Source organism: Rhodococcus sp. SJ-2 (assembly GCF_053750035.1).
Genome location: NZ_CM132340.1, coordinates 3,235,542 through 3,256,649 on the forward strand (window position 1 = coordinate 3,235,542; position 21,108 = coordinate 3,256,649).

The 21,108-nt window shown below is 64.3% G+C and carries 18 protein-coding genes; 14 read left to right on the forward strand and 4 right to left on the reverse strand.

The annotated features are described in order from the left end of the window. Window positions 1–64: 64 nt before the first annotated feature. From ACSYG9_RS15170 to ACSYG9_RS15180, 3 genes are read right to left on the reverse strand one after another with little or no spacing between them, the layout of a single operon-like run. Window positions 65–2,224: a molybdopterin-containing oxidoreductase family protein gene (locus ACSYG9_RS15170; RefSeq protein WP_454838948.1), complete on the reverse strand. Its 2,160-nt coding sequence runs from the start codon at window positions 2,222–2,224 to the stop codon at window positions 65–67. Further along, window positions 2,217–3,275: a GTP 3',8-cyclase MoaA gene (gene moaA, locus ACSYG9_RS15175; protein ID WP_454838950.1), complete on the reverse strand. Its 1,059-nt coding sequence runs from the start codon at window positions 3,273–3,275 to the stop codon at window positions 2,217–2,219. The genes ACSYG9_RS15170 and moaA overlap by 8 nt, the downstream gene beginning before the upstream one ends. Beyond that, window positions 3,272–4,114, reverse strand: a complete 843-nt coding sequence (locus tag ACSYG9_RS15180; protein WP_454838952.1) for a glucose 1-dehydrogenase — start codon at window positions 4,112–4,114, stop codon at window positions 3,272–3,274. The genes moaA and ACSYG9_RS15180 overlap by 4 nt, the downstream gene beginning before the upstream one ends. Before the next feature lie 101 nt (window positions 4,115–4,215). Here ACSYG9_RS15180 and ACSYG9_RS15185 point away from each other — a divergent pair, with 101 nt between their 5' ends. The 8 genes from ACSYG9_RS15185 to ACSYG9_RS15220 all read left to right on the forward strand — a co-directional run bounded on the left by ACSYG9_RS15185 (window position 4,216) and on the right by ACSYG9_RS15220 (window position 13,553). After that, complete coding sequence (locus tag ACSYG9_RS15185) at window positions 4,216–5,031, forward strand: enoyl-CoA hydratase/isomerase family protein (RefSeq protein WP_454838953.1); 816 nt, start codon at window positions 4,216–4,218, stop codon at window positions 5,029–5,031. Between the two features lie 28 nt (window positions 5,032–5,059). Beyond that, the gene (locus tag ACSYG9_RS15190; protein WP_454838955.1) at window positions 5,060–6,097 is read left to right on the forward strand and encodes an LLM class F420-dependent oxidoreductase; all 1,038 of its coding nucleotides are present in this window, start codon (window positions 5,060–5,062) and stop codon (window positions 6,095–6,097) included. After that, on the forward strand, window positions 6,094–7,575 hold the full coding sequence (locus ACSYG9_RS15195; protein WP_454838956.1) for an acetyl-CoA acetyltransferase: 1,482 nt from the start codon (window positions 6,094–6,096) through the stop codon (window positions 7,573–7,575). The genes ACSYG9_RS15190 and ACSYG9_RS15195 overlap by 4 nt, the downstream gene beginning before the upstream one ends. 84 nt (window positions 7,576–7,659) lie before the next feature. Continuing rightward, a complete protein-coding gene (locus tag ACSYG9_RS15200) occupies window positions 7,660–7,977 on the forward strand; it encodes a hypothetical protein (RefSeq protein ID WP_454838957.1) in 318 nt (105 codons plus the stop codon). Further along, window positions 7,974–8,429, forward strand: coding sequence for a Zn-ribbon domain-containing OB-fold protein (locus tag ACSYG9_RS15205; RefSeq protein WP_454838958.1), 456 nt, complete (start codon window positions 7,974–7,976; stop codon window positions 8,427–8,429). Before ACSYG9_RS15200 ends, ACSYG9_RS15205 begins: the two co-directional genes overlap by 4 nt. After that, the gene (locus tag ACSYG9_RS15210) at window positions 8,426–9,616 is read left to right on the forward strand and encodes a thiolase C-terminal domain-containing protein (RefSeq protein WP_454838959.1); all 1,191 of its coding nucleotides are present in this window, start codon (window positions 8,426–8,428) and stop codon (window positions 9,614–9,616) included. The genes ACSYG9_RS15205 and ACSYG9_RS15210 overlap by 4 nt, the downstream gene beginning before the upstream one ends. A gap of 22 nt (window positions 9,617–9,638) precedes the next feature. Next, window positions 9,639–11,084 carry an aldehyde dehydrogenase gene (locus ACSYG9_RS15215; RefSeq protein ID WP_454838961.1) on the forward strand — a complete coding sequence of 482 codons (1,446 nt, stop codon included), beginning with the start codon at window positions 9,639–9,641 and terminating at the stop codon, window positions 11,082–11,084. A 42-nt stretch (window positions 11,085–11,126) separates the two neighbouring features. Next, window positions 11,127–13,553 carry a CaiB/BaiF CoA transferase family protein gene (locus ACSYG9_RS15220; protein ID WP_454838962.1) on the forward strand — a complete coding sequence of 809 codons (2,427 nt, stop codon included), beginning with the start codon at window positions 11,127–11,129 and terminating at the stop codon, window positions 13,551–13,553. 106 nt (window positions 13,554–13,659) lie between these two features. Here ACSYG9_RS15220 and ACSYG9_RS15225 read toward each other — a convergent pair whose 3' ends face one another. Continuing rightward, the gene (locus tag ACSYG9_RS15225; RefSeq protein ID WP_454838964.1) at window positions 13,660–14,898 is read right to left on the reverse strand and encodes a cytochrome P450; all 1,239 of its coding nucleotides are present in this window, start codon (window positions 14,896–14,898) and stop codon (window positions 13,660–13,662) included. Between the two features lie 415 nt (window positions 14,899–15,313). On the opposite strand from ACSYG9_RS15225, the gene ACSYG9_RS15230 reads away from it, so the two are divergent. The 6 genes from ACSYG9_RS15230 (at window position 15,314) to ACSYG9_RS15255 (ending at window position 21,093) form a co-directional block, all read left to right on the forward strand. Beyond that, complete coding sequence (locus ACSYG9_RS15230) at window positions 15,314–16,696, forward strand: MFS transporter (protein ID WP_454838965.1); 1,383 nt, start codon at window positions 15,314–15,316, stop codon at window positions 16,694–16,696. Between the two features lie 175 nt (window positions 16,697–16,871). Next, complete coding sequence (locus tag ACSYG9_RS15235; protein WP_454838967.1) at window positions 16,872–17,348, forward strand: cupin domain-containing protein; 477 nt, start codon at window positions 16,872–16,874, stop codon at window positions 17,346–17,348. A gap of 127 nt (window positions 17,349–17,475) precedes the next feature. Continuing rightward, window positions 17,476–18,579, forward strand: a complete 1,104-nt coding sequence (locus tag ACSYG9_RS15240; RefSeq protein WP_454838968.1) for an LLM class flavin-dependent oxidoreductase — start codon at window positions 17,476–17,478, stop codon at window positions 18,577–18,579. Between the two features lie 46 nt (window positions 18,580–18,625). Beyond that, window positions 18,626–19,438 (forward strand): mycofactocin-coupled SDR family oxidoreductase, encoded by an 813-nt coding sequence (locus tag ACSYG9_RS15245; RefSeq protein WP_454838970.1) that lies wholly within the window; start codon window positions 18,626–18,628, stop codon window positions 19,436–19,438. A gap of 3 nt (window positions 19,439–19,441) precedes the next feature. After that, on the forward strand, window positions 19,442–19,924 hold the full coding sequence (locus ACSYG9_RS15250) for a Zn-ribbon domain-containing OB-fold protein (RefSeq protein WP_454838972.1): 483 nt from the start codon (window positions 19,442–19,444) through the stop codon (window positions 19,922–19,924). Next, on the forward strand, window positions 19,921–21,093 hold the full coding sequence (locus ACSYG9_RS15255; protein ID WP_454838974.1) for a thiolase C-terminal domain-containing protein: 1,173 nt from the start codon (window positions 19,921–19,923) through the stop codon (window positions 21,091–21,093). Before ACSYG9_RS15250 ends, ACSYG9_RS15255 begins: the two co-directional genes overlap by 4 nt. Window positions 21,094–21,108: the final 15 nt, after the last annotated feature.

The following is a 21,108-nucleotide window of genomic DNA, read 5'->3' on the forward strand; positions in this document are numbered from 1 at the left end:
GTTGTGAGCGGTGGGCAGAAAGCCCGAATGACATGGTGACGCGGACCACAATAATCTATGTGGATTAGGTTTGTCTAGTGAGGTCCGAGGCTTCGGCTCGCGCGACCTCGACGTTGATTCCCGTGAGGTGCGACTGGTTGCTGAGGATGTCGTATCCCTCGCGTCCGATAGGGGCAAGTGCGTTCACATTCGTGCCCGGATGGCGTCGTGCCACATCGAGTCCGCGGGCGGTTCTCTGGCCCCAGCCGTGTGTCATCGCGACCACCCCAGGCTTCAGTGCGTCATCGTAGGCCAGCACCGCCTCGAGCGTGCCGAAGCGATTGTGGACGACGACGTGATCACCCTCTGCAAGTTCGCGACGGTCGGCGTCGGTTGGATTCATCCATAATGGATTATCTTGGTGGACACCCTGTTTCATAACAGGGAGATTGTGTAGCCAGCTGTTCACCATGTACGGGGTTCGGCGGGTGATGAGCTTGAGCTGGTCAGGGTTTTCGGCAGACAATTCGTCGAAGATGTTCTCTGCGGTGCGATATGCACGCCGGAAGATCCCAGGGCAACAATCGATCAGTCCGTCGTCATGCTGCACCGCGATGGTGAACACCTGCGACGGAACTGCCTCGGGCAGCACCGCGGTCTGGGAGGGCAGGCCCTCGAGAACATCGATGCTCAGTCCGGCACCGCGCATGGCCGCGTCTGCATTGGCGAGAGGGTTCGGATCGGGCTGGTCGAGGAGGGTCTCGACTCCCATCTCCTGCTGGATACGTGAAAGGATCCACCAGTCGTCGCGGCGCTCGCCCTTCGGCGCCACCACGGCCGGGGTGTATTGCACGTACGGTTCCGTCGCAACACCCATCGTGTTCAGGAAGTTGACGTCCTCGTGCTCGAGCCAATCGGTGGCGGGCAGAACATAGTCCGCGATCTCGCCGGTCACCGTGCGGTACAGGTCGAGTGTCACGATCAACTCCAGGCCTTCGAGCGCCCGGCGAAGACGTCCTCCACCTCCCACCGACAACAGCGGATTGCCGGAGATGACGATCAACGCGCGAATGGGCTCGTGCGGATTCTCGATGTAGTCCGACAGCCGTGCAGCGGGAAGATCCCCGCTGACGGTACGAATCTCGCCCAGATGGTTCTCGAAGAACGGATCTTCGCGCTTGCGTTTCGAGTTCTGTACGACGTCGGCCATGCCGCGCGAGTAGATATTTCCGCCCCGCCGTCCGAGATTTCCGGTGAACAAGCTGATCATGTTGAGCATCCAGTACGCGAGTGCGCCCTGTCTGCCCTGGTTCACGCCGGTCGCCATGTAGATGCTGGCGGTGGGAGCAGCGCAGAACTCGTCGGCGACCTGCCTGATGGCCGCTGCTTCGATTCCGGTGACTGCGGCCACCCGTTCGACGGGGTACTGCGCGACGAAGTCGAGCAATCCGTCGATGTTGCGCGCGTGCTTCTCCACCGCGGTGCGGTCGTAACCGATGCGGAAGACGATCTCGTGCAGAAGTGCGGCGAGAAAGTAGAAGTCGGTGTCCGGCTTGATCAACAGCACCTCTCCGGTGTCCGGCCTCGACGACTCGATCTTGCGCGGATTGACGAAGAGAACGGTGCCGCCTCGCTTCTTCACCGCCCTGATCTTGGCCATCGGATCGGAGATGTGCAAGAGCGTCATGTGTGAGACCTGCGGGTTGCTGCCCAGACACAGGAAGTAGTCGGTGTGGAGCAGATCCGGAATCGGATGAGCCATCGACGCTCCGTAGATGGCCTCACTCGCAGCATATTTGGCGGAGGTGTCCTGGGTGCCTGCGCTGAAACGCATCCGGGTGTCGAATCCCCGTGCGAGTGAGCCCGCATTGGCGTAGTACGTGCCGTTGAACGCGGAGGGATTGCCTTGGTACACGGCGAGAGCGTTGCGTCCGTAGCGCTGCCGGATGTCCCCGAGTGCGGCAGCGATCTCGCGCACCGCATCATCCCAGTCGATCGGCTCGAAGTTGCCGACCTCCTCGCTGCGAGGGTTCGTGCGTTTGAGTGGGCGATCGAGGCGGTCCGGGTCGTTGTGGACCTGGAGGAAGTGCACGCCTTTGTGGCAGGAGAAGCCCCGGTGGATCGGATGGTCCTTGTCCGGCTGCAGCGTGATCACCTTGTCGTCCCGGACCTCGGCGACCAGTCCGCAGGCCGCCTCGCAGATCCGACAGAACGTGTGAACCCTTTGTGTGACGTGCTCAGCCACCGATAGCTCCCATACTCCGTTGTGGCGGAACGAAACCCGCCGCGTCGATGCCGTGTCCGGCCCACTTGTTCCACATCGCGCCGCGCCACAACGCGGCAAGCTCGTCGTCGGTCGCACCACCACGGATCGCCGCCCGCAGATCGGTCTCCCGATCGCTGAACAGACACGACCGGACGGTGCCCTCGGCCGTCAGACGGGTGCGGTCGCAGTCCGAACAGAACGACCGGGTGACCGACGCGATGATCCCCACTGTCGCCGGTCCACCGTCGACGAACCAGCGTTCCGCGGGAGCCGACGGGTCCTCTCGCGCAGTCTCGGTGAGGGTGAACCGGGCACCGAGTACCTCGAGCAGACGCGCAGCGGTGATCATGTTCGTCCGCGCCCATTCGTGGTCGGCGTCGAGGGGCATCTCCTCGATGAACCGCAGTTCGACACCCTCGTTGAGGCACCAGCGCAGCAGGTCGGCGGCGCCGTCGAGGGTCTCGGGCATCAGGACCGCGTTGACCTTGACCCTGGCCAAACCCACCTGCGCGGCCGCGCGGATGCCCGCGAGGACCGAATCGAGGCGGTCGCGTCGGGTCAGCCGGGCGAAGTGATCGCGGTCGATGGTGTCGAGGGAGATGTTGATGCGGGACAGTCCGGCGTCGCGCAGGCCTCGGGCGCGGTGGGCGAGTCCGACGGCGTTGCTGGTCAGGGCCAGTGGTACGTGGGGGGCGACGCGGCGGCAGCCGGCGATGATGTCTTCGAGGTCGCGGCGCATGAGGGGTTCGCCGCCGGTGAAGCGCACCTCGTGTACGCCGAGGTGGCCGGTGGCGATGTCGACGAGGCGCACGATTTCGTCGGCGGTGAGCAGTTGCTCACGGGGGATCGGGGGAAGGCCTTCTTCGGGCATGCAGTAGGTGCAGCGCAGGGAACATTTTTCGGTGAGGGAGACACGGAGGTCTCGTGCGACACGCCCGAAGCGGTCGAGGAGTTCGGGTACGTCGGGGCGATCGGATACGTGGTCCGTCGCGGCGCGCACGGACGGCATTCCCACCTCTACTGTGGTCACGACACGGCGGCGGCTGTTCGACTCGATGCCGCCTGCGCCTCGTCCCGGTAGTTGGACGGCCACTTCTTGCCGAGCGTCAGTCCGCCGTCGACGCCGAGCGTCTGGCCCGTGACGAATGTCGAATCGTCGGACGCGAGGTAGGCGGCGGCGTGCGCGAGGTCCTCGGGTTCGCCGGCGCGAGGGATGGGCTGGAACTTTCCGAGGCTGCGGCGTACGGCGTCGACACTGCGATCGAGGGCCTCGTCTTCGAGTCCGGCGCCGTGTCCGACGATCCGGGTGGCGACACCGCCGGGGATCAGCGCGTTGACCCGGATCCGGAACTCGGCCAGTTCTACGGCGGCGGTGCGCGTCAGTTGCAGAACGGCGGCCTTCGCGGCGCTGTAAGGATGTGGTCCGAAGCCGGTGCGCACGCCCGCGACGCTGGAGACATTGACGATGCTGCCCGAACCCTGTTCGCGCATAACGCGTGCCGCGTGCTTGGTCCCGAGGAACGCGCTGCGCGCGAGTACTGCGAACCCGTCTTCCCATTCTTCGAGGGAGGTGTCCTCGAGGAACGTCCAGGCGCCCACCCGTCCGGCATTGTTGATCATGCAGTCGAGCCGGCCGAACCGGTCCACGGCCAGGGCGACGGCGGCGGCGACCTCGGATTCGTTCCGTACATCCGTGTGGAGGTAGGCGCCGTGGTCGCCGAGTTCGGCGGCGACGGCTTCGCCCCGGGCGTGGTCGATGTCCGCAACGATCACTCGGGCCCCGCGCTGCACGAACGTGCGCGCAGTGGCTGCGCCGATTCCGCTCGCAGCCCCTGTCACCACTGCGACCTTGCCATCGAGATGTGCCACTGCAGACTCCTTCGGTCGGGTTGCTCCGCTGCTTCCTTGAGCTTTTAATCTAAAGCCATTAGCCTCGATCTGTCGAGTACAACGTCCTTTGGGAGAGTCATATGTCCGATGCGAAACTGGTTCTGACCGAGCGACCCCGGCCCGGGATTCTGCTGATCCGACTCAACCGACCGGACGAACTCAACGCCATGAACGTCGATCTCATCGACGCGTTGCACGAGGTACTCGCCGAGGTTCGTGATGATTCGGACACGCGGGCGATCGTTCTCACCGGCGAAGGACGCGCCTTCTGCGCGGGGCTGGATCTGCGCGGCTACGGAACGCCGGCCGGCACGACCGACGGCGAGGGCAGGGCGCAACTCGGACTTCGCGTACAGAAGCACATCGCGGGTCTCGTCGACGCGTTCCGCAGCGCCCGGCAGCCGATCATCGCGGCTGTCAACGGTGCCGCGGCGGGCGGAGGTATGTCGCTCGCTCTCATGGCGGACATCCGCATCATGTCCGAATCGGCCGTCTTCCACGCGGCATTCATCCGGCGTGGCCTGTCGAACTGCGACATCGGGATGAGTTGGCTCCTTCCCCGCATGATCGGTTTCTCCCGTGCAGCGCAGATCATGCTCACGGGTAGGTCCATCGATGCCGCCGAGGCCGACCGTATCGGTCTCGTCTCGTCTGTCGAACCCGCCGACAAGGTGCTCGACGCCGCGTTGGACACCGCAGACTCCATCGCGCAGAACAGCCCGTTCGGTGTGTGGATGACCAAGGAGGTCATGTGGTCGAACCTCGAGGTGCCCAGCATGCGCGCCGCGATCGATCTCGAGAACCGGACGCAGATCCTCAGCTCATTGACGCGGGATCACAAGGAGGCCGTCGTCTCGTTCCTGGAGAAGCGCCCGCCGGAGTTCAAGAACCACTGACACCGACAGCACGAGGCAGAGGAACAGCATGAGAGTTGGAATCGCCGCAGGGTATTGGGGCGCGGGCCCGCCGCGCAATGTCGAACGGATGCTCGCGGAGGCCGAGGCGCTCGGCGTCGACAGTTTCTGGACAGCCGAGACGTACGGGTCCGACGCGCTGACGCCGCTCGCGTGGTGGGGCGCGCAGACATCGACGATCAAGCTGGGTACGTCGGTGTGCCAGATGTCGGCACGCACACCGACCGCGTTGGCGATGGCTGCGCTGACCCTCGATCACCTCAGCGGTGGCCGCGTGATCATCGGCATCGGGGCGTCGGGGCCGCAGGTCGTCGAAGGCTGGTACGGACAGCCCTATCCGCGACCACTCGAGCGCACCCGCGAGTACATCGACATCATGCGCCAGGTGTGGGCGCGTGAGGAGCCGGTGACGTATTCCGGGCGCCAGTATCAGCTTCCTCTCCAGGGGGGTTCGGGACTCGGAAAGCCGCTCAAGTCGATCGTTCATCCTTTACGCAACGACGTCCCCATCTACATGGGGGCGGAGGGGCCGAGAAACGTGGCGTTGGCCGCCGAGATCGCCGACGGGTGGACACCGCTGTGGTTTTCGCCCAAGAGCGACGAGTTCTACCGCAAGGCACTCGCCGAGGGCTTCGCTCGCGAGGGCGCACGTCGCACCGAAGACGACTTCGAGGTTGCGAACACGTGTTGGCTCGTCGAGAACGACGACGTGGAGAAGGCGGCCGCCCGGCTCAAGCCGACGGTCGCGCTGTACGCCGGTGGGATGGGCGCCAAGGGCGCCAATTTCCACAACGATGTGTTCGCGCGTATGGGCTGGGGAGACGTGTGCGCCGAGATTCAGGAGCTGTATCTGAGTGGCCGCCCCGAGCTCGCGGCCCAGGCGGTGCCCACCGAAATGGTCGAGGACGTCGCGCTGGTAGGTCCGGCGGACAAGATCATCGAAGAGATCGAAACCAAGTGGAAATCCACGTGTCTCACGACCTTGATCCTCGGAGGGTGGCCCAAACCGGAGAACCGTGAGCGGATCCTGCAGGCGGTGCAGTCGTGACCCTCGACCCGCGAACCCCGGTACTCGTCGGCACCGGTCAGATCAACGAACGTGACGGCGGTGTGGAGCCGGTCGATCTGATGGTGCGCGCGGCGCGTGCGGCCGCTGCGGACGCGGGATCGGCGCGGCTGCTCGAACTCGTCGATTCGGTCCGTGTGATCGGACTGTTGTCGTGGCGCTACCGTGATCCGGGTGCGCTCGTCGGTGAGCGTATCGGCGCGACTGTCCGGCACACCGGCTACACCGGAAACGGTGGTAGCTCACCGCAGGTGCTGGTCAACGGTGCTGCCGAGGACATCGCTGCCGGACGCGCCGATGTCGTGCTCATCGGCGGAGCGGAATCGTGGCGGACCCGCACGAAACTGCGCACGCAGAAACTGCGACCCGAGTGGACCGTGCAGGACGAGTCGGTGCCTGCCGCCGAGATCATGGTCACCGATGTGCCGATGGCGGCCGAGAGTGAACGCCGGATCGGTCTGGATCGGCCCTCGTACGTGTATCCGCTGTTCGAGCAGGCGTTACGGGTCTCGGCCGGACTCTCGATCGAGGAACACCGGGAATTCCTCGGTGGGTTGTGGTCGCGGTTCAGCAAGATCGCGGCGACCAATCCGAACGCGTGGGTGCAGCGGGAGTACACCGCCGAGCAGATTGCGTCGGCGGCGCCGGAGAACCGGATGATCTCCACGCCGTACACCAAGCTGTTGAATTCGAACAACATGGTCGATCAGGGTGCCGTGTTGCTGATGTGCTCGGTCGATACCGCCACCAGGCTCGGAATTCCGCAGGAGAACTGGATCTTTCCGCAGTCCGGCACCGAATCGCACGATACGTATGCGATCGCGGAGCGCGGAGCGCTCGATGCGTCCCCGGCCATCCGGATCGCGGGGGCGCGGGCCCTCGAAATCGCCGGTATCGGACTCGACGATGTCGCGCATGTCGACGTGTATTCGTGTTTCCCGTCGGCGGTGCAGGTTGCGGCGAACGAATTGGGTCTGGCGCTGGATGATCCGGGTCGGCCTCTCACGGTGACCGGGGGCCTGACGTTCGGTGGTGGGCCGTGGAACAACTATGTGAGTCACTCGATCGCGACGATGGCGACGCGATTGCGGGAGTCTCCGGGTGCGTACGGTCTGGTGACGGCCAACAGTGGTTATCTGACCAAGCATGCGATGGGCGTGTATCGGACCGAGCCTCCGGCGGGCGGTTTCCGGCGTCTGGATGTGCAGGCCGAGGTCGAGGCGCAGCCGACGACGAACGCCGTCGAGTCGTTCGAGGGTACGGCGTCGGTGGAGTCCTGGACGGTGACCTACGGCCGTGACGGTCATCCGGAGCGGGGTTTTGTCGCTGCGCGCACGGTATCGGGTGAGCGGACACTCGCGACGACGGCGGACGTCGATGGCCTTGCTCGTCTGGTCGAGGACGACGTCGCTGGTCAGCCGGTTGCGATTGCGGGAAGCGGACAGTTCCGCTTCGTGTGACGTTGACGCCATTTATCTAAAGTCATAAGGTTACTGTAACGAGGGGCACGGCGAATTCGTGTCATGGAATCGAGGAGTGCACACATGTCGGTCGAAGACTTCCGTGTCTTGTACGAGCAGCACGTCGGCTATGTCCACGTCGGGGACATGAAGGCATGCCTCCGCGACATGGTGCGCGAGAACATTCCGGCGGTCTTCGAGGGCATCGACACCCCGCGCGAAGCCACGAAGGGGTTCGAGATCAAGGACGTGCGCGCCGAGGGCGACCTCATGGTGGGCGAGACCGTCTACGACACGGGCGACCGCTCGATCGGGCTGCGTTCCATCTGGGAACTCCACGACGGCCGATGGCTGGCAGCAAAGCTCGAGAACTTCCCCACCGGAACGGACGCGAACGCATGACGACAACGGAATCCGCCACAGAACCGTGGGGCCCGGTCCCCGACGGGCTCGATCAGCCGTACTGGGACGGTCTCCTCGAAGGTGAGCTTCGGCTGCAGCGTTGCGCCGCCTGCCGCACCTGGATCTGGGGCCCGCAGGCCCTCTGCGGTCACTGCCACAGCTTCGACCTCGACTGGGAGACGGTCGAGCCCGTCGGCACCGTGTACAGCTGGAATCGCAGCTGGTACCCGTACATGGAGGAATACGCCGACACACTTCCATACGTGACCGTGCTCGTCGAGCTGCCACACGCCGACGGTCGCCGTGTTCTCGGCATCCTCACCGACGGCATCGACGCAGACCCCGAGATCGGAGACCGCGTGGTCGGAGTCTTCGAACGAGCCGAAGGTGCAACCTGGCCGCTGCTGCGTTGGCGTCGTGCCGATGTGGGCTCGGAAGGAGAACAACGATGAGCAACATCATGCGTGGTGCCGCCGCGGTCGTGGGCATCGCAGAACAGCACTACCGGCGAGGCGAGGCCCCCCACAGCGAGAAGCGTATGACCCTCGAAGTCATCCTCGAAGCGTGTGCCGACGCCGGGATCAGCCCTCGCGAGATCGACGGCTTCGTCTCCTTCGCCGGCGGCGACAACGACGGTGCCATCCTCGGCGGTGCGTTACTCATCGACGAACTGCGCTGGTCGAACATGATGTGGGGCGGCGGCGGAGGCAGTGTTGCGGCCGCCATCACCAATGCCGCCGCGGCGATCGCCACCGGGCAGGCCGAGTGCGTTGTGGTGTATCGAGCAATGTCGCAGGCGGATACGGGTCGGCTGGGGTACGCAAAGTACCACTACGGCAGCCACTTCCTCGCACACGGCATCGGCTCGCCCGCGCAGATCTGCGCGATGCGCACGCAGCGCCTGCTCGAACACGGCGGTGTGCCGCGTTCGGCAATGCGCTCTCTCGTACTCGCGGCGTACCAGCATGCGCAGAACAACCCGACTGCACAGGGCTACGGCCGCCCCCTCGACGAAAAGATCTACGACGAGTCGCGATTGATCGCCGAGCCGTTCCACCTGTTCGACTGCTCCCGCGAAAGCGACGGCGCCGTGGCGTTGGTACTCGTCTCGTCCGACCGGGCGAAGACGTTGCGCCCCGACCCGGCATATCTGCTGGCGGGTGCACAGGGCGCGCCGGGCGGATACTCGGAACTGATCGACAACGATTTCGGCGAGCAGTACATGAGCGCCGGATTCGGACCCGCGAACAACGGAAAACCCGGTGTTGCCGAGAGGCTTTGGAGCGGAGCAGGTCTCGGGCCCGACGACGTCGACGTGGTGCAGGTCTACGAGAACTTCAGCGGCCCTGCCGTCGCAGCGCTGATCGACCACGGCCTGTGCCCGCCGGGCGAAGCGGCAGGAACATTCATGACCGTCGAGAACCTCACCGCACCGACAGGCAAGCTGCCCATCAACACCAGCGGTGGCAACCTCGCCGATTCGTTCATCAACGGTCTGAACCTGGCGGTCGAAGCGGTCCGGCAGATCCGCGGCACCTCGACCAACCCCGTCGCCTCCGCGAAGACCTCCCTGTTCATCGGCGGACCGATGGCGCCGCTGGTGAGTTCAGTGCTCTTCGGCCACGAAGACACCCTCTGACCGTCACCTCGAAAGGCACGATATGAACGAGCAGGACAGAAACGAACTGTTCATCGGTGGCCGATGGGTGGCCCCGAAAACCGGCGGACAAGTCGACGTCGTCGAGGCGGCCACCGAGAAAGTCCTGGCCACATCCGCGATGGCATCCGAAGCCGACATCGACGATGCAGTCGCGGCGGCACGCACCGCATTGACGGGACCGTGGCGCGGCCTCAGCAACGTCGAACGTGCCGACCTGCTCGACACGTTCGCGGCCGCCCTGAAGTCTCGTGGCCGCGACACCTCCCGGCTGGTCACTCGTGAGAACGGCATGCCGATCGCACTGTCGGGCGGTGTCAACGGGTTCGGGCCTGCTGCGATGATCTCGTACTATGCGGGTCTGATCCGGAATGCGTCCAACGAGGATGTCCGCCCGAGCGCATTCGGTGGTCGTACCGTCGTGCGCCGCGAGCCGGTGGGTGTCGTCGCGGCAATCACGCCGTGGAACTATCCGCAGCCGCTCGCTGCGATGAAGCTGGCGCCCGCGCTCGCAGCCGGGTGCACCGTGGTGCTCAAGCCCGCACCCGAGACTGCGCTCGACGCGTTCGCGTTCGCCGACGCTGCCGTGGAGGCAGGTCTTCCCGACGGCGTGATCAATGTCGTCCCCGCCGACCGCGACGCGAGCGCGTACCTGGTCTCGCATCCGGGCGTCGACAAGGTGGCCTTCACCGGTTCCACTGCCGCGGGTCGCGCGATCGGTGAGGTGTGCGGCCGGTTGTTGCGGCCTGTCACCCTGGAACTCGGCGGCAAGTCCGCCGCGATCGTCACCGAGCGCGCGGACCTGGATGTGTTCGCGAAGAACCTGCTCGAGGTGTCGCTCGTGAACAACGGCCAGACCTGCCACGCGAGTACCCGGATTCTCGCGCCCCGCTCGCGGTACGACGAGGTCGTGGACGTGGTCACCGAGACTGTGCGGGCGCTGACCGTCGGGGATCCGCTCGACAAGACCACCGACGTGGGCCCCCTCGTGTCGGCAGCGCAGCGCGATCGCGTCCTCGGATACATCGAATCGGGTTGCGCCGACGGCTACCGCATCACCACCGGTGGCGGCGCTCCCGCCGCACAGTCGCAGGGATGGTTCGTCGAGCCGACGGTTTTCGCCGACGTCGACAATTCCGCGCGCATCGCGCAGGAAGAAATCTTCGGGCCCGTGCTGACCATCACCCCGTACGACGGTGAGGACGACGCCGTCCGGATTGCCAACGACTCGGAATACGGGCTCGGTGGCACGGTCTGGACCACCGACGAACAGCACGGTCTCGACCTCGCAGGGCGGATTCACAGCGGCACGGTCGGGGTGAACTACTACGCCCTCGACCTGGACGCGCCGTTCGGCGGAGTCAAGTCGTCGGGGCTGGGCCGTGAACTCGGCCCGGAAGGACTGACACCGTATTTCACTGCGAAGTCGGTGTACTTCGGAACACGCTGAGTACACACGTATCTCGCGTCGAGCAGACTTATGGAGCACACGATGGCACTACCACTGCAGGGTGTCCGGGTACTGGAACTGACGGATGGCTTCGGCGACACCGCAGGCCGCATTCTCGCCGATCTCGGTGCCGAGGTCGTCCGGGTCGAGCTTCCCGGAGGGTCCGCCTCACGATCGGCGGAGCCGGTACGGGACGGTGTGAGTATCCCGTTCGCGCTCCGCAATGCGAACAAGCTCGGAGTTGTCCTGGACCTAGATGCGGAGGGCGATCGTGAACGAGTGCGTTCCCTGGCGCGACGTTCGGATATTCTGCTCGAATCCTTCGCACCGGGCTTTCTCGCAGCGCGCGGAGTGGGCGCTGCCGACCTTCTGGAAGTGAACCCCGCGCTCGTGGCGGTATCGATCGCCGGTTTCGGTCAGGACGGTCCGTACCGGGACTGGGCAGCGACGGAACAGGTGCTCTATGCCCTCAGCGGTGTGCTGTCCCGGTCCGGTGAACCGGGGGACCGGCCGCTACTACCGCCCAACGGTCTGGTCGACGAGTCGGTGGGTGTCCACACGGCGTGGTCGGCGCTGCTGGCGTACTACGACCGACTGCATACCGGACGTGGGCAGTTGGTCGACATCTCGGCATTCGAGGTCATCGTGCACGGCTTCGATCCCGGCTTCGGAGTGCAGGGTTCTGCTGCAGCCGGTCGTTCGGAGGACTTCCCCCGCGGCCGGCCCGACGCGTCCAACTTCTATCCGGTCTATCGTTGTGCCGACGGACAGGTACGAATCTGCCTGCTGGCGAAACGGCAATGGCGCGCAATGTTCGAATGGCTCGGTGAGCCGAAGGAATTCGCAGATCCGAAGTACGACACCATTCCTGCACGATTTGCGGCATCGGACCGTCTCAACCCGCTCATCGACGAATTGTTCAGCACCTACACCCGCGCTCAGCTGGTCGTCGAAGGTGCTGCGCGAGGCATCCCGATCGGGGGACTCAACACTGTCTCGGAGGTGTTGACGACCGAGCATTTCGAGGTGTCCGGCACCTTCGTCGACACCGAGATCGCTCCCGGTGTCCAGGCCCGGGTCCCGTCCGGCTACGCGAAGGTGGACCACAGCCGCGTCGGATTCCGTACACGTGCACCGGAAGTCGGTGAACACAACGAGAGAGTGTTCTCCTCTGCTTCCGACGATCCCCGCGTTCCGGTGACAGCGTCGTCGCGTGAACCCGGTGCGCGTCCGTTCGACGGGCTCCGGGTCCTCGACCTGGGTGTGGTGGTGTTCGGTGCAGAACTCGGACGTCAGTTCGCGGACAACGGCGCGGACGTCATCAAGATCGAGAACTCGAGCTTTCCGGACGGACTGCGCCAGTCCAAGCGGGGCGCCGCACTTGCCGCATCCGTGGCCTGGGGGCACCGCAACCGTCGCAGTCTGGGCCTGAACCTGCGCAGCCCCGAGGGCATTCGGCTGTTCAAGCAGCTCGCCGCTGACGCAGATATCGTGCTCGCGAATTTCAAACCGGGGACCCTCACGTCGATGGGGCTGTCGTACGACGAGCTCGCCGCGATCAACCCGCGGATCATCGTGTCCGAGAGCAGTGCGTTCGGCAGCGTCGGACCGTGGAACAAGCGGCTCGGCTATGGACCGCTGGTGCGTGCCGCGTGCGGTGTCTCGGCGCTGTGGCGTTACTCCGACGCCTCCGACGGGCTGAGTGACGGTTCCACCGTCTACCCCGATCACATTGCCGGACAGGTCACTGCGACATCGATTCTCGCGACATTGATCAGCCGATTGACGACCGGACGCGGCGCCACGATCGAAGTGGCCCAGGCCGATACCGCGATCATGATGCTCGGCAACCAGCTCGTCGCCGAGTACCTCGAGCCGGGAACGATCAATGCACCAGGCAACTCCGATCCGTATTCGGCACCTTCCGGGGTGTTCGCGTGTGGTGGGGACGACGAATGGTGCGCGGTGACCGTACGCGACGATGCCGACTGGGCGCGGCTCTGCGGAGTGCTCGGCCGCCCCGATCTCATCGACGATCCGCGGTTCGCGACTGCAGAGCGCCGGATCCGTCACAGGGCCGAAGCGGACGAGGTTCTTGCACAGTGGTCGGCGTTGCACACACCAACCGAGACGATGGAGTCCTTGCAGGCTGCCGGTGTTCCGGCCGGCGCGATGTTGCGGCTGCCTGAGCTGCTCACCGACCCGCATCTGGTTGCACGTGGAGCGTATACTGAGCTCGAGCACGACCTGCTGCCTGCTCCGCTTCCGTCGGCGAAGCAAGTGGCCCATTTCTCCGCACTGCCCGACTGGCCGTTGCGCCAGGCGCCGCTCGCCGGTGAGCAGACACGCGAGATCTGCGAGAGCCTGCTCGGCATGAACAAGGCCGAGGTCGACTCGCTCGTGCGCGACGGAGTGCTGCAGCCGCCGGCCGACGATCCGGCGCTGTCTGCGGTGCCGTCGACAGTGTGACCGTCTCGGCCGCAGGACCGCGGTGTTCGGCACAAGCACAGAAGGTCCCCGGAGTTTCCTCCGGGGATCTTCTGTTGTGCACGGCCTGCTACTTATGGCGCGCCGATCAGCGCGACGACGGTGTGAACGTGATCGGCAGCTTCTCACATCCGCGGACCTGCGAGGAATGGAAAACGGGAGGATTGCCCGGGACAAGCGCGTAGTCGGGGATCCTTGTGTGGATCTCCTCCATGGCGAGCCTGAGTTCGAGCCGGGCGAGATGTGATCCGAGGCAGCGGTGCGGACCGGCACCGAATCCGATGTGACGGTTGGGATGCCGTTCGATCTGCAGCTCATCGGGGTTGTCGAACTCGTACTCATCGCGATTGGCCGCGGTCATCACGACGAGAAGCTGGTCGCCGGCCTTGATGGATACACCGCCGATCTCGATGTCGCGGGTGGCGCGCCGCCCTCCGCTGGTGGCTGTCTCTATGCGCAGAATCTCCTCGACGGCTGACGGGATCAATGTCGGGTCGTCGATGATGGCCTGGCGCTGCTCGGGATTGCGCGACAGGTGGATCAGTCCCCAGGCGAGAGCGCCCTGGACCGTGTGCAGCCCTGCGACCAGAAGCAGGAAGAACATCCGGCACAGTTCTTCGTCGGTGAGTTCCCGCGGTGTTCCGTCGATGTCCAGTGGTGTGTTGATGATCTGTGTCGTGAGAGTGTCGGTGGAGTCCTCGCCGGAACGAACCCGCGTGATGACTCGACCGAAGTACTCGTAGATGTCGGCCGCGGCCTTCGCGCGGGCCTCCGCTGATTCTTCTTCGCTTGCTCCCGGGATCCCCTGAAGCGTGATGTCGGTCCATTCTGTGAACTGCGGTGCATCGCTCAGTGGCCAGCCCATGAGGGCAAGGAAGATCCGAGTCGGCACCTCGTGCGCGAAGTCAGCGATGAACTCGGCTTCGCCCTTGTCGGCGAACTGGTCGAGCAATTCGGTGATGATCGCCCGGATCTCGGGCTCGAGTGCCTTCATCTGCTTGGGGCTGAACAGTGGCTGCAGTGCCTGCCGGTAGTAGCTGTGCTCCGGCGGGTCGAGTTCGAGCGGGAGGAACTTCCCCTGTGCGGCGTTCAGCAGATTGTTGGGAAAGCTCGAGAACGTCGCGGGGTCCTGGAGCACCTGGAGGGCTTCCTTGTATCCCGTGACAACCCAGTGTCCGCCGTGGTGCGGGGAGTACAGGATCGGCCCCTGCTTACGCAGCGCTGCGACCCGCTCTTGGAACACATCGGTCGGCACGGCCAGGGACGGATCGTACACATCGAAGTCGGTGACCAGGTTCGTAGGAATATCGATCTGTGTCGTGGTCATGGCGATCCTTCGCAAGGAGAGTGATCCGGAGATCAACTCGTAGGCAGAGATGGTTCTCCGGGTGTGTCAGGTGAATTCGAGCGCGGTGTACGCGCATGGGCTGACAGATGAGAAGGCGATTGCCTGGGGATGAAGGTAGAGCAGCGGCTTCCTCGTGGTCAACAGTTGGCGGGCGATGTGTCCGTTTCTTCCCTGTGGGGGAGTGCGACGGGATTACGTCTCTTGACCGGATAATCGAGTGGGTTTAGATTAATCGGATGTGATCCACGGCACGCCGGCGGACGAGGGTTCTTGCGTGACCTGCGGTGGATTTCTACCTCTTCGTAGAGCTGAATCCCGTATCGGGGCAGGAAGATATGTCTCTCTCTGCCACGAGCGGTAGATCGGGCACACCTTTCCCAGAAGGATCATTCCCTTGAGTTCATCTGTCAGGATCACGGAGATCGTCGACAAGGTCCCCGTGTCCAAATTCCAGCGGCGAGCAATCGCCATCTGCTTGGCATTGGCCTTTGCCGACGGATTCAACGTGTTGTCCATCGGCTATGCGATTCCGAGTCTTGCGGATTCGTACGGGGTCGCGGCAGCCGACTTCTCGATCGTGGTGATGGCGGCGCTGATCGGCGAGATTCTGTCGAATTTCCTGATTGCACCGCTGGCGGATCGATACGGGCGCAAGCGAATCATGGGTCTCGGGATCGTCGTGTTCGGCCTCGCTGCCATCCCGTCCTTCTTCGCCTCGTCGATCTTGGCACTCGCCGTGTGTCGATTCGTCGCCGGAATCGGAATCGGTGCCGCGGTGCCCAACGGATTCGCCCTGGGTAACGAGTATTCGCCGACACGACTGAAGGCGACGACGGTTACCGCCCTCAGCTCGGGAACCGCTGTCGGTGGGCTTGTCGTCGGACTCATCGCGTCCCAGTTGGTGCCACTGCACGGTGGCGAAGCGCTGCTCCTGGTGGCGGGAGTGATTCCCCTCGTTATCCTTGTGGCAACGTGGCGTTGGCTCCCCGAATCGATCGAGTATCTCGCCAAATCGGGGCGCACGGCGAAGGTCGCGGCCATCCTGGACAAGATCGAGGTCGGCACTGTTCACAGTGCAGACACGGAGTACCTCTTGCCCACTCAGCCGGCGGGTGCGCGCGTTGCCGCGCTCTTCACCAACGGACGGGCAGCTCTGACGGTGCTCATTTGGTCGATGATGTTCTTTGCGCTCTTCGGGAGCTATTTCGTGCTCAGCTGGCTGGCGACAATCCTCACGGACAACGGGGTGGAGGAAGGCCCTGCGCTGCTCGCGACATCGCTGGCCACGTTGGGTGGCATCGCGGGAGCGCTGGCGCTCGGTGTAGCGATGGATCGAAGCAGATTCGGTGCAGCCGCCGCCATCCTCGGGCCGATCGTCACCATCGTGTCGGTGTCACTGCTGGCGTGGACCTTGGTGAGCGGTGGGTCGACGTTCGTCGTCGGAGTTCTGTGCTTCGCGCTCGGGTTCGGGGCGATCGGGTTGGCCTCGGCACTGACATCGGTCGCTGCTCAGGCGTATCCCACTGCGGTGCGTGCAACAGGGATCGGCTGGGCATTCGGGGTGAGCCGGATGGGCGGTCTGTTCGCGCCGGCGCTGGGCGGGGCCATGCTGGCCACGACCATGGCGAGTTCGACTGTTCTCCTGTTGTCTGCGATTCCGGCGGCCATTGCGGGACTGCTGGTGGCGTGGTTCGCCCTCACCGTGCGTCGCAGGAGGGTGTCGGGTGCACAGTCCGTGGACGAATCCGCTTCTACGGATGTCCCGGTATCGGGCTGAGGCCGAGAAGAAAAGATCGTTCCGGTCTTGTCGAATCAATCGATAGGCATTAGATTAACGAATGTGATCCACGGTACAACGATCGAGTTTTCGTGGACCTCAACAGATGTGAAGTCCCCGCTGGGCGCACGAATCGATTGCTGCCCGGTGTCGGCGCCACCCCGGAGGGCAATACATGAGCTTTCGCCGCGTCATCGCTGGAGAACGGAACGGTGCAGCTGTGCTGATCGCCGACGAGAAGATCGAGAGGATCGACGCCGCTGGACTCGACCCGATCTGGCGTTCCGATGCCGCTCCCGAGGTGCCCAACGCCGGTCACGTGTCCGACACGGTCGGATTCCCCGATCCCGGCGGCGTATGGGTGATCGGCTGGGTGCTCGAGCCCGGGCTGACCGGCGACAATGACAACGGAATCGTCGAAATGGACGAAGATGCACCCGGATTCCACCGCACCGATTCCGTGGATGTACACGTACTTCTCGAGGGTTCGCTCGTGCTCGAGCTCGACGACGGAGTGGAGATCGAGCTGAATGCCGGCGACACGGTGGTCGTCAACGGCAATACCCATCGATGGCACAACCGAGGGGACGAGACGGCTCGCGCCATCGTCACCATCTGCGGTGCATCACGCAATGACCGACGGGAGATCTGACATGGAACCGAACGGTTCGCCTACGAGCAGTAGTTCATCCACGAACAGCGAGCCGAGTGCGCGGAAAGCTCCGCTCCGGTGCGGTGTCTTCCTGCCTCCGTACCACAACCCGCGGCGTAACCCCACGATGGCGATCGAGCAGGACCTCCGTCATGTCGAGGATCTCGATCGACTCGGATTCCACCAGGTGTGGTTCGGCGAGCATCACAGTGGTGGATACGAGGTCGGACCGTCGCCGGAACTGATGATCTCGGCGGCTGCGCAACGCACGTCACGGATCGAACTGTGCAGTGGGGTCATCTCCCTGCCCTACCATCATCCGTTGATGGTTGCCGATCGAATTACCTTCTTGGATCACATGACTCGTGGCCGAATTCGAATCGGTGTCGGGCCCGGCGCGCTCGTGGCCGACTCGCAGATGATGGGCATGGACTACAGCCTCCTGCGCCCGCGCATGGAGGAATCCCTCGACGCCATCCTGGAACTGCTCACCACACAGGGCCCCGTCGACCGGAAGACCGAATGGTTCACCCTAGAGGACGCGCGCGTTCAGCTGGGACCCTACTCGTACCCGGGTGTTCCGATCACCGTTGCGGCCGCAATGTCGCCCTCCGGCCCGAAGCTGGCCGGAAAGTACGGACTCGGTCTGCTATCCATCGGCGGTACGGGCGACAAGTCGATCGAACTGCTCGAACAGACGTGGGATATCACCATGCACGAGGCGAACGAGTACGGGCAGACCGTGGATCGGGACGACTGGGCGATCGTCGGCAACATCCATATCGCAGATACTGTCGAGCAGGCCATCGAGGACACCCGCTACGGTCTGCGGGACTTCATGGACTACCGCCACGTCGTCACACCGATGAAGATGATCGAGCCCGGCGAGGAAGTCGCGCACGAGGAACTCGTCCGGCGCGTCAACGAATCCGGATACGGCTGCATCGGCGATGCGAACGACGCCATCGCCTACATCCAGAAGATCATCGACCGCACCGGTGGGTTCGGCACGTTCCTTGCCACTGCCCACGATTGGGCAGACACCGAGGCCACCTCTCGTATGTATCGCATTCTCATGCGCGACGTCATGCCCCGGTTCACCGGTGTCTCCGAGCCGCTCCTGAACTCCTACCGCTGGACTCAGGCGCGCAAGGAGGGCTTCAGCGAGCGTTTCGCGACCGGCATCAACAGGGCGACGCAGGATTACGAGCGCGCGAAGACCGCACGGTAGCAAGCCCGCAATTCCCCCGACCTTCATTTCGAAAGCAGGAGTATCGATGACGTCTCTCGACGGAAAAGTTGCAGTCATCACCGGCGGTGCACGAGGACAGGGCCGCTCCCACGCGCTCACACTCGCCGCGGCGGGCGCGAAGATCGTGGTGTGCGACGTTGCCGCACCGATCAAGGAAGTTCAGTACGCGCTCGCCACCCCCGGTGATCTCGAAGACACCATCCAGCTCGTCAAGGAGGCTGGGGGAGAGTGCGCCGGCCTGCAGGCAGACGTCCGGAGCAGCAAGGACATGAAGGCCGTCGCAGATCTGGCCGTATCGCAGTTCGGACGAATCGACATCCTGCTGGCCAACGCCGGCATTCACGATCACGCAGAATCGACGATCGAGATCGACGACGACGCGTGGCAGATCATGCTCGATGTCAACCTCACCGGCGCGTGGAAAGCCTGCAAGGCTGTGGTGCCCGTCATGATCGACGGCGGCCGAGGCGGTTCGATCGTGATCACCTCGTCCGTGGACGGGCTGGGCGCATCGCCGTCGTGGGGGCATTACGGTGCAGCGAAGCACGGACTGCAGGGACTGAAGGACACGTTGGCTTTCGAACTCGCCGAGCACAACATTCGCGTCAACACGGTGAATCCGACCGGCGTCAATTCGCCGATGGCGGCAGGGCTGTCGAAGGTGCTGCCTCATGTGGTGCGGAAGTGGGCGCACAACGACCGTACGAATTTGCTCGACGTACAGATGCTCGAACCGCAGGACATCTCCGATGCGGTGCTGTGGTTGGTGTCCGATGCCGCCAAGTACGTGACCGGGATCGACGTCCCGATCGACGCCGGATACCTGACGAAGCACTGACCGATGATGCTGAGCGCAGGAGAAGTTCGAGAGTTCCCGGCGACTGCTCTCGCCGGTCCGTATGCCGACGGTCTCGACCGGCCGTATTGGGAGGGTTTGCAGGCAGGAGAGTTGCGACTGCAGCGATGCAGTAAGTGCAACCTGTGGATCTGGGGTCCCCGCTGGATGTGCGGCCAGTGCAACACTTTCGATCCTGAGTGGGTCGCGGTGAAACCACAGGGCCGAGTTTTCTCCTGGGCGCGGACCTGGCATCCTTTCATCCCCGAATTGACCGACGACGTACCGTATATCACCGTCCTGGTCGAACTGCCGCAGGCCGGCGGCCGTCGGGTTCTCGGTTTGCTTGCGGCGAGCGGAGATACGGAAATCGCCATCGGCGACGAAGTCACCGGGGTCATCCAGCAGCCGTCCGATTCGCCATGGCCGGTACTCCGCTGGCAACGGGTGAGCACTTCGACCGGGACGGAGCGGGGAGACCAGCGATGACCGACACATTCCTACGTGGTGCGGCAGCCGTAGTCGGGGTCAGCGAATTCCATTACAAACGAGGCGAATCGCCCGACAGTGAGCTGAGGATGACGCTCCGTGCGGTAGTGGAGGCCGCTGCAGACGCCGGTATTTCGCCGCGCGAGATCGACGGATTCGTCTCGTACGGTGGCGGCGAGAACGACGGCACAGTCGTCGGGGCCTCGCTGATGTCGCACCGGATCCGATGGTCCACCATGATCTGGGGTGGTGGGGGCGGCGGTGCCGCTGCAGCGCTCACCAACGCTGCGGTCGCCATCGCGGCCGGCCAGGCACAGTGCGTCGTGGTGTACAAGGCAGTGGCGCAAGAGGACACGGGTCGTCTCGGCTATGCCAAGCATCACTACGACGGGCACATGCTCCCGCACGGTGTCGGTGCGCCCGCCCAGTCGTGCGCACTGCGCACGCAGCGGATGCTCGAGCACGACGGTGTGCCGGCCTCCGCGATGAAGTCCCTTGTGCTGGCGGACTATTTCCACGCGCAGCAGAATCCGGACGCCGTGGCATTCGGTCGCCCTCTGGACGAGGCAGCCTACGAGTCCTCCCGGAAGGTAGTCGAACCGTACCGCTTGTACGACTGCTCGCGAGAGAACGACGGAGCTGTCGCGCTGATCCTGGTCGCTGCGGACCGCGCCGAGCAGTTCCATCCGAAGCCCGCATACGTGCTGGCAGGGTGTCAAGGCTCGGTCGGCGGTTACGCCGTCGACACCGAGAACGATCTCGAGTACACCTCGGCGGGATTCTCCGCGGCCGGGGTCGCGGAGACTCTCTGGGAGAACGCCGACCTCGGTCCCGATCAGGTCGATGTCGTCCAGGTCTACGAAAACTTCAGCGGCGCCGGTGTGGCAGCACTGATCGACCACGGGTTGTGCCCGGCGGGTGCCGACGCAGGCAAGGTCATGACCGTCGACAATCTGACTGCTCCACACGGCCTGCTCCCGGTGAACACGAGCGGGGGGAACCTCGCAGATTCGTTCATCAACGGAATGGGATTGGCAGTCGAAGCCGTGCGCCAGGTGCGCGGAACCTCGACCAACCAGGTGCCCGATGCCAAGGTGTCGCTCTTCATCGGCGGGCCCATGGCCGCGCTGTCGAGTTCGGTCCTCCTCTGTACGCGCGACGTGTTGTGAGCTGAAGGGAACCAT

Coding starts and splice junctions, on each gene's coding strand:
- ACSYG9_RS15235 (WP_454838967.1), top strand. CDS start 16,872: ATGAGCTTTCGCCGCGTCATCGCTGGAGAACGGAACGGTGCAGCTGTG.
- ACSYG9_RS15190 (WP_454838955.1), top strand. CDS start 5,060: ATGAGAGTTGGAATCGCCGCAGGGTATTGGGGCGCGGGCCCGCCGCGC.
- ACSYG9_RS15185 (WP_454838953.1), top strand. CDS start 4,216: ATGTCCGATGCGAAACTGGTTCTGACCGAGCGACCCCGGCCCGGGATT.
- ACSYG9_RS15205 (WP_454838958.1), top strand. CDS start 7,974: ATGACGACAACGGAATCCGCCACAGAACCGTGGGGCCCGGTCCCCGAC.
- ACSYG9_RS15225 (WP_454838964.1), bottom strand. CDS start 14,898: ATGACCACGACACAGATCGATATTCCTACGAACCTGGTCACCGACTTC.
- ACSYG9_RS15250 (WP_454838972.1), top strand. CDS start 19,442: ATGATGCTGAGCGCAGGAGAAGTTCGAGAGTTCCCGGCGACTGCTCTC.
- ACSYG9_RS15210 (WP_454838959.1), top strand. CDS start 8,426: ATGAGCAACATCATGCGTGGTGCCGCCGCGGTCGTGGGCATCGCAGAA.
- ACSYG9_RS15215 (WP_454838961.1), top strand. CDS start 9,639: ATGAACGAGCAGGACAGAAACGAACTGTTCATCGGTGGCCGATGGGTG.
- ACSYG9_RS15200 (WP_454838957.1), top strand. CDS start 7,660: ATGTCGGTCGAAGACTTCCGTGTCTTGTACGAGCAGCACGTCGGCTAT.
- ACSYG9_RS15245 (WP_454838970.1), top strand. CDS start 18,626: ATGACGTCTCTCGACGGAAAAGTTGCAGTCATCACCGGCGGTGCACGA.
- ACSYG9_RS15255 (WP_454838974.1), top strand. CDS start 19,921: ATGACCGACACATTCCTACGTGGTGCGGCAGCCGTAGTCGGGGTCAGC.
- ACSYG9_RS15240 (WP_454838968.1), top strand. CDS start 17,476: ATGGCGATCGAGCAGGACCTCCGTCATGTCGAGGATCTCGATCGACTC.
- ACSYG9_RS15220 (WP_454838962.1), top strand. CDS start 11,127: ATGGCACTACCACTGCAGGGTGTCCGGGTACTGGAACTGACGGATGGC.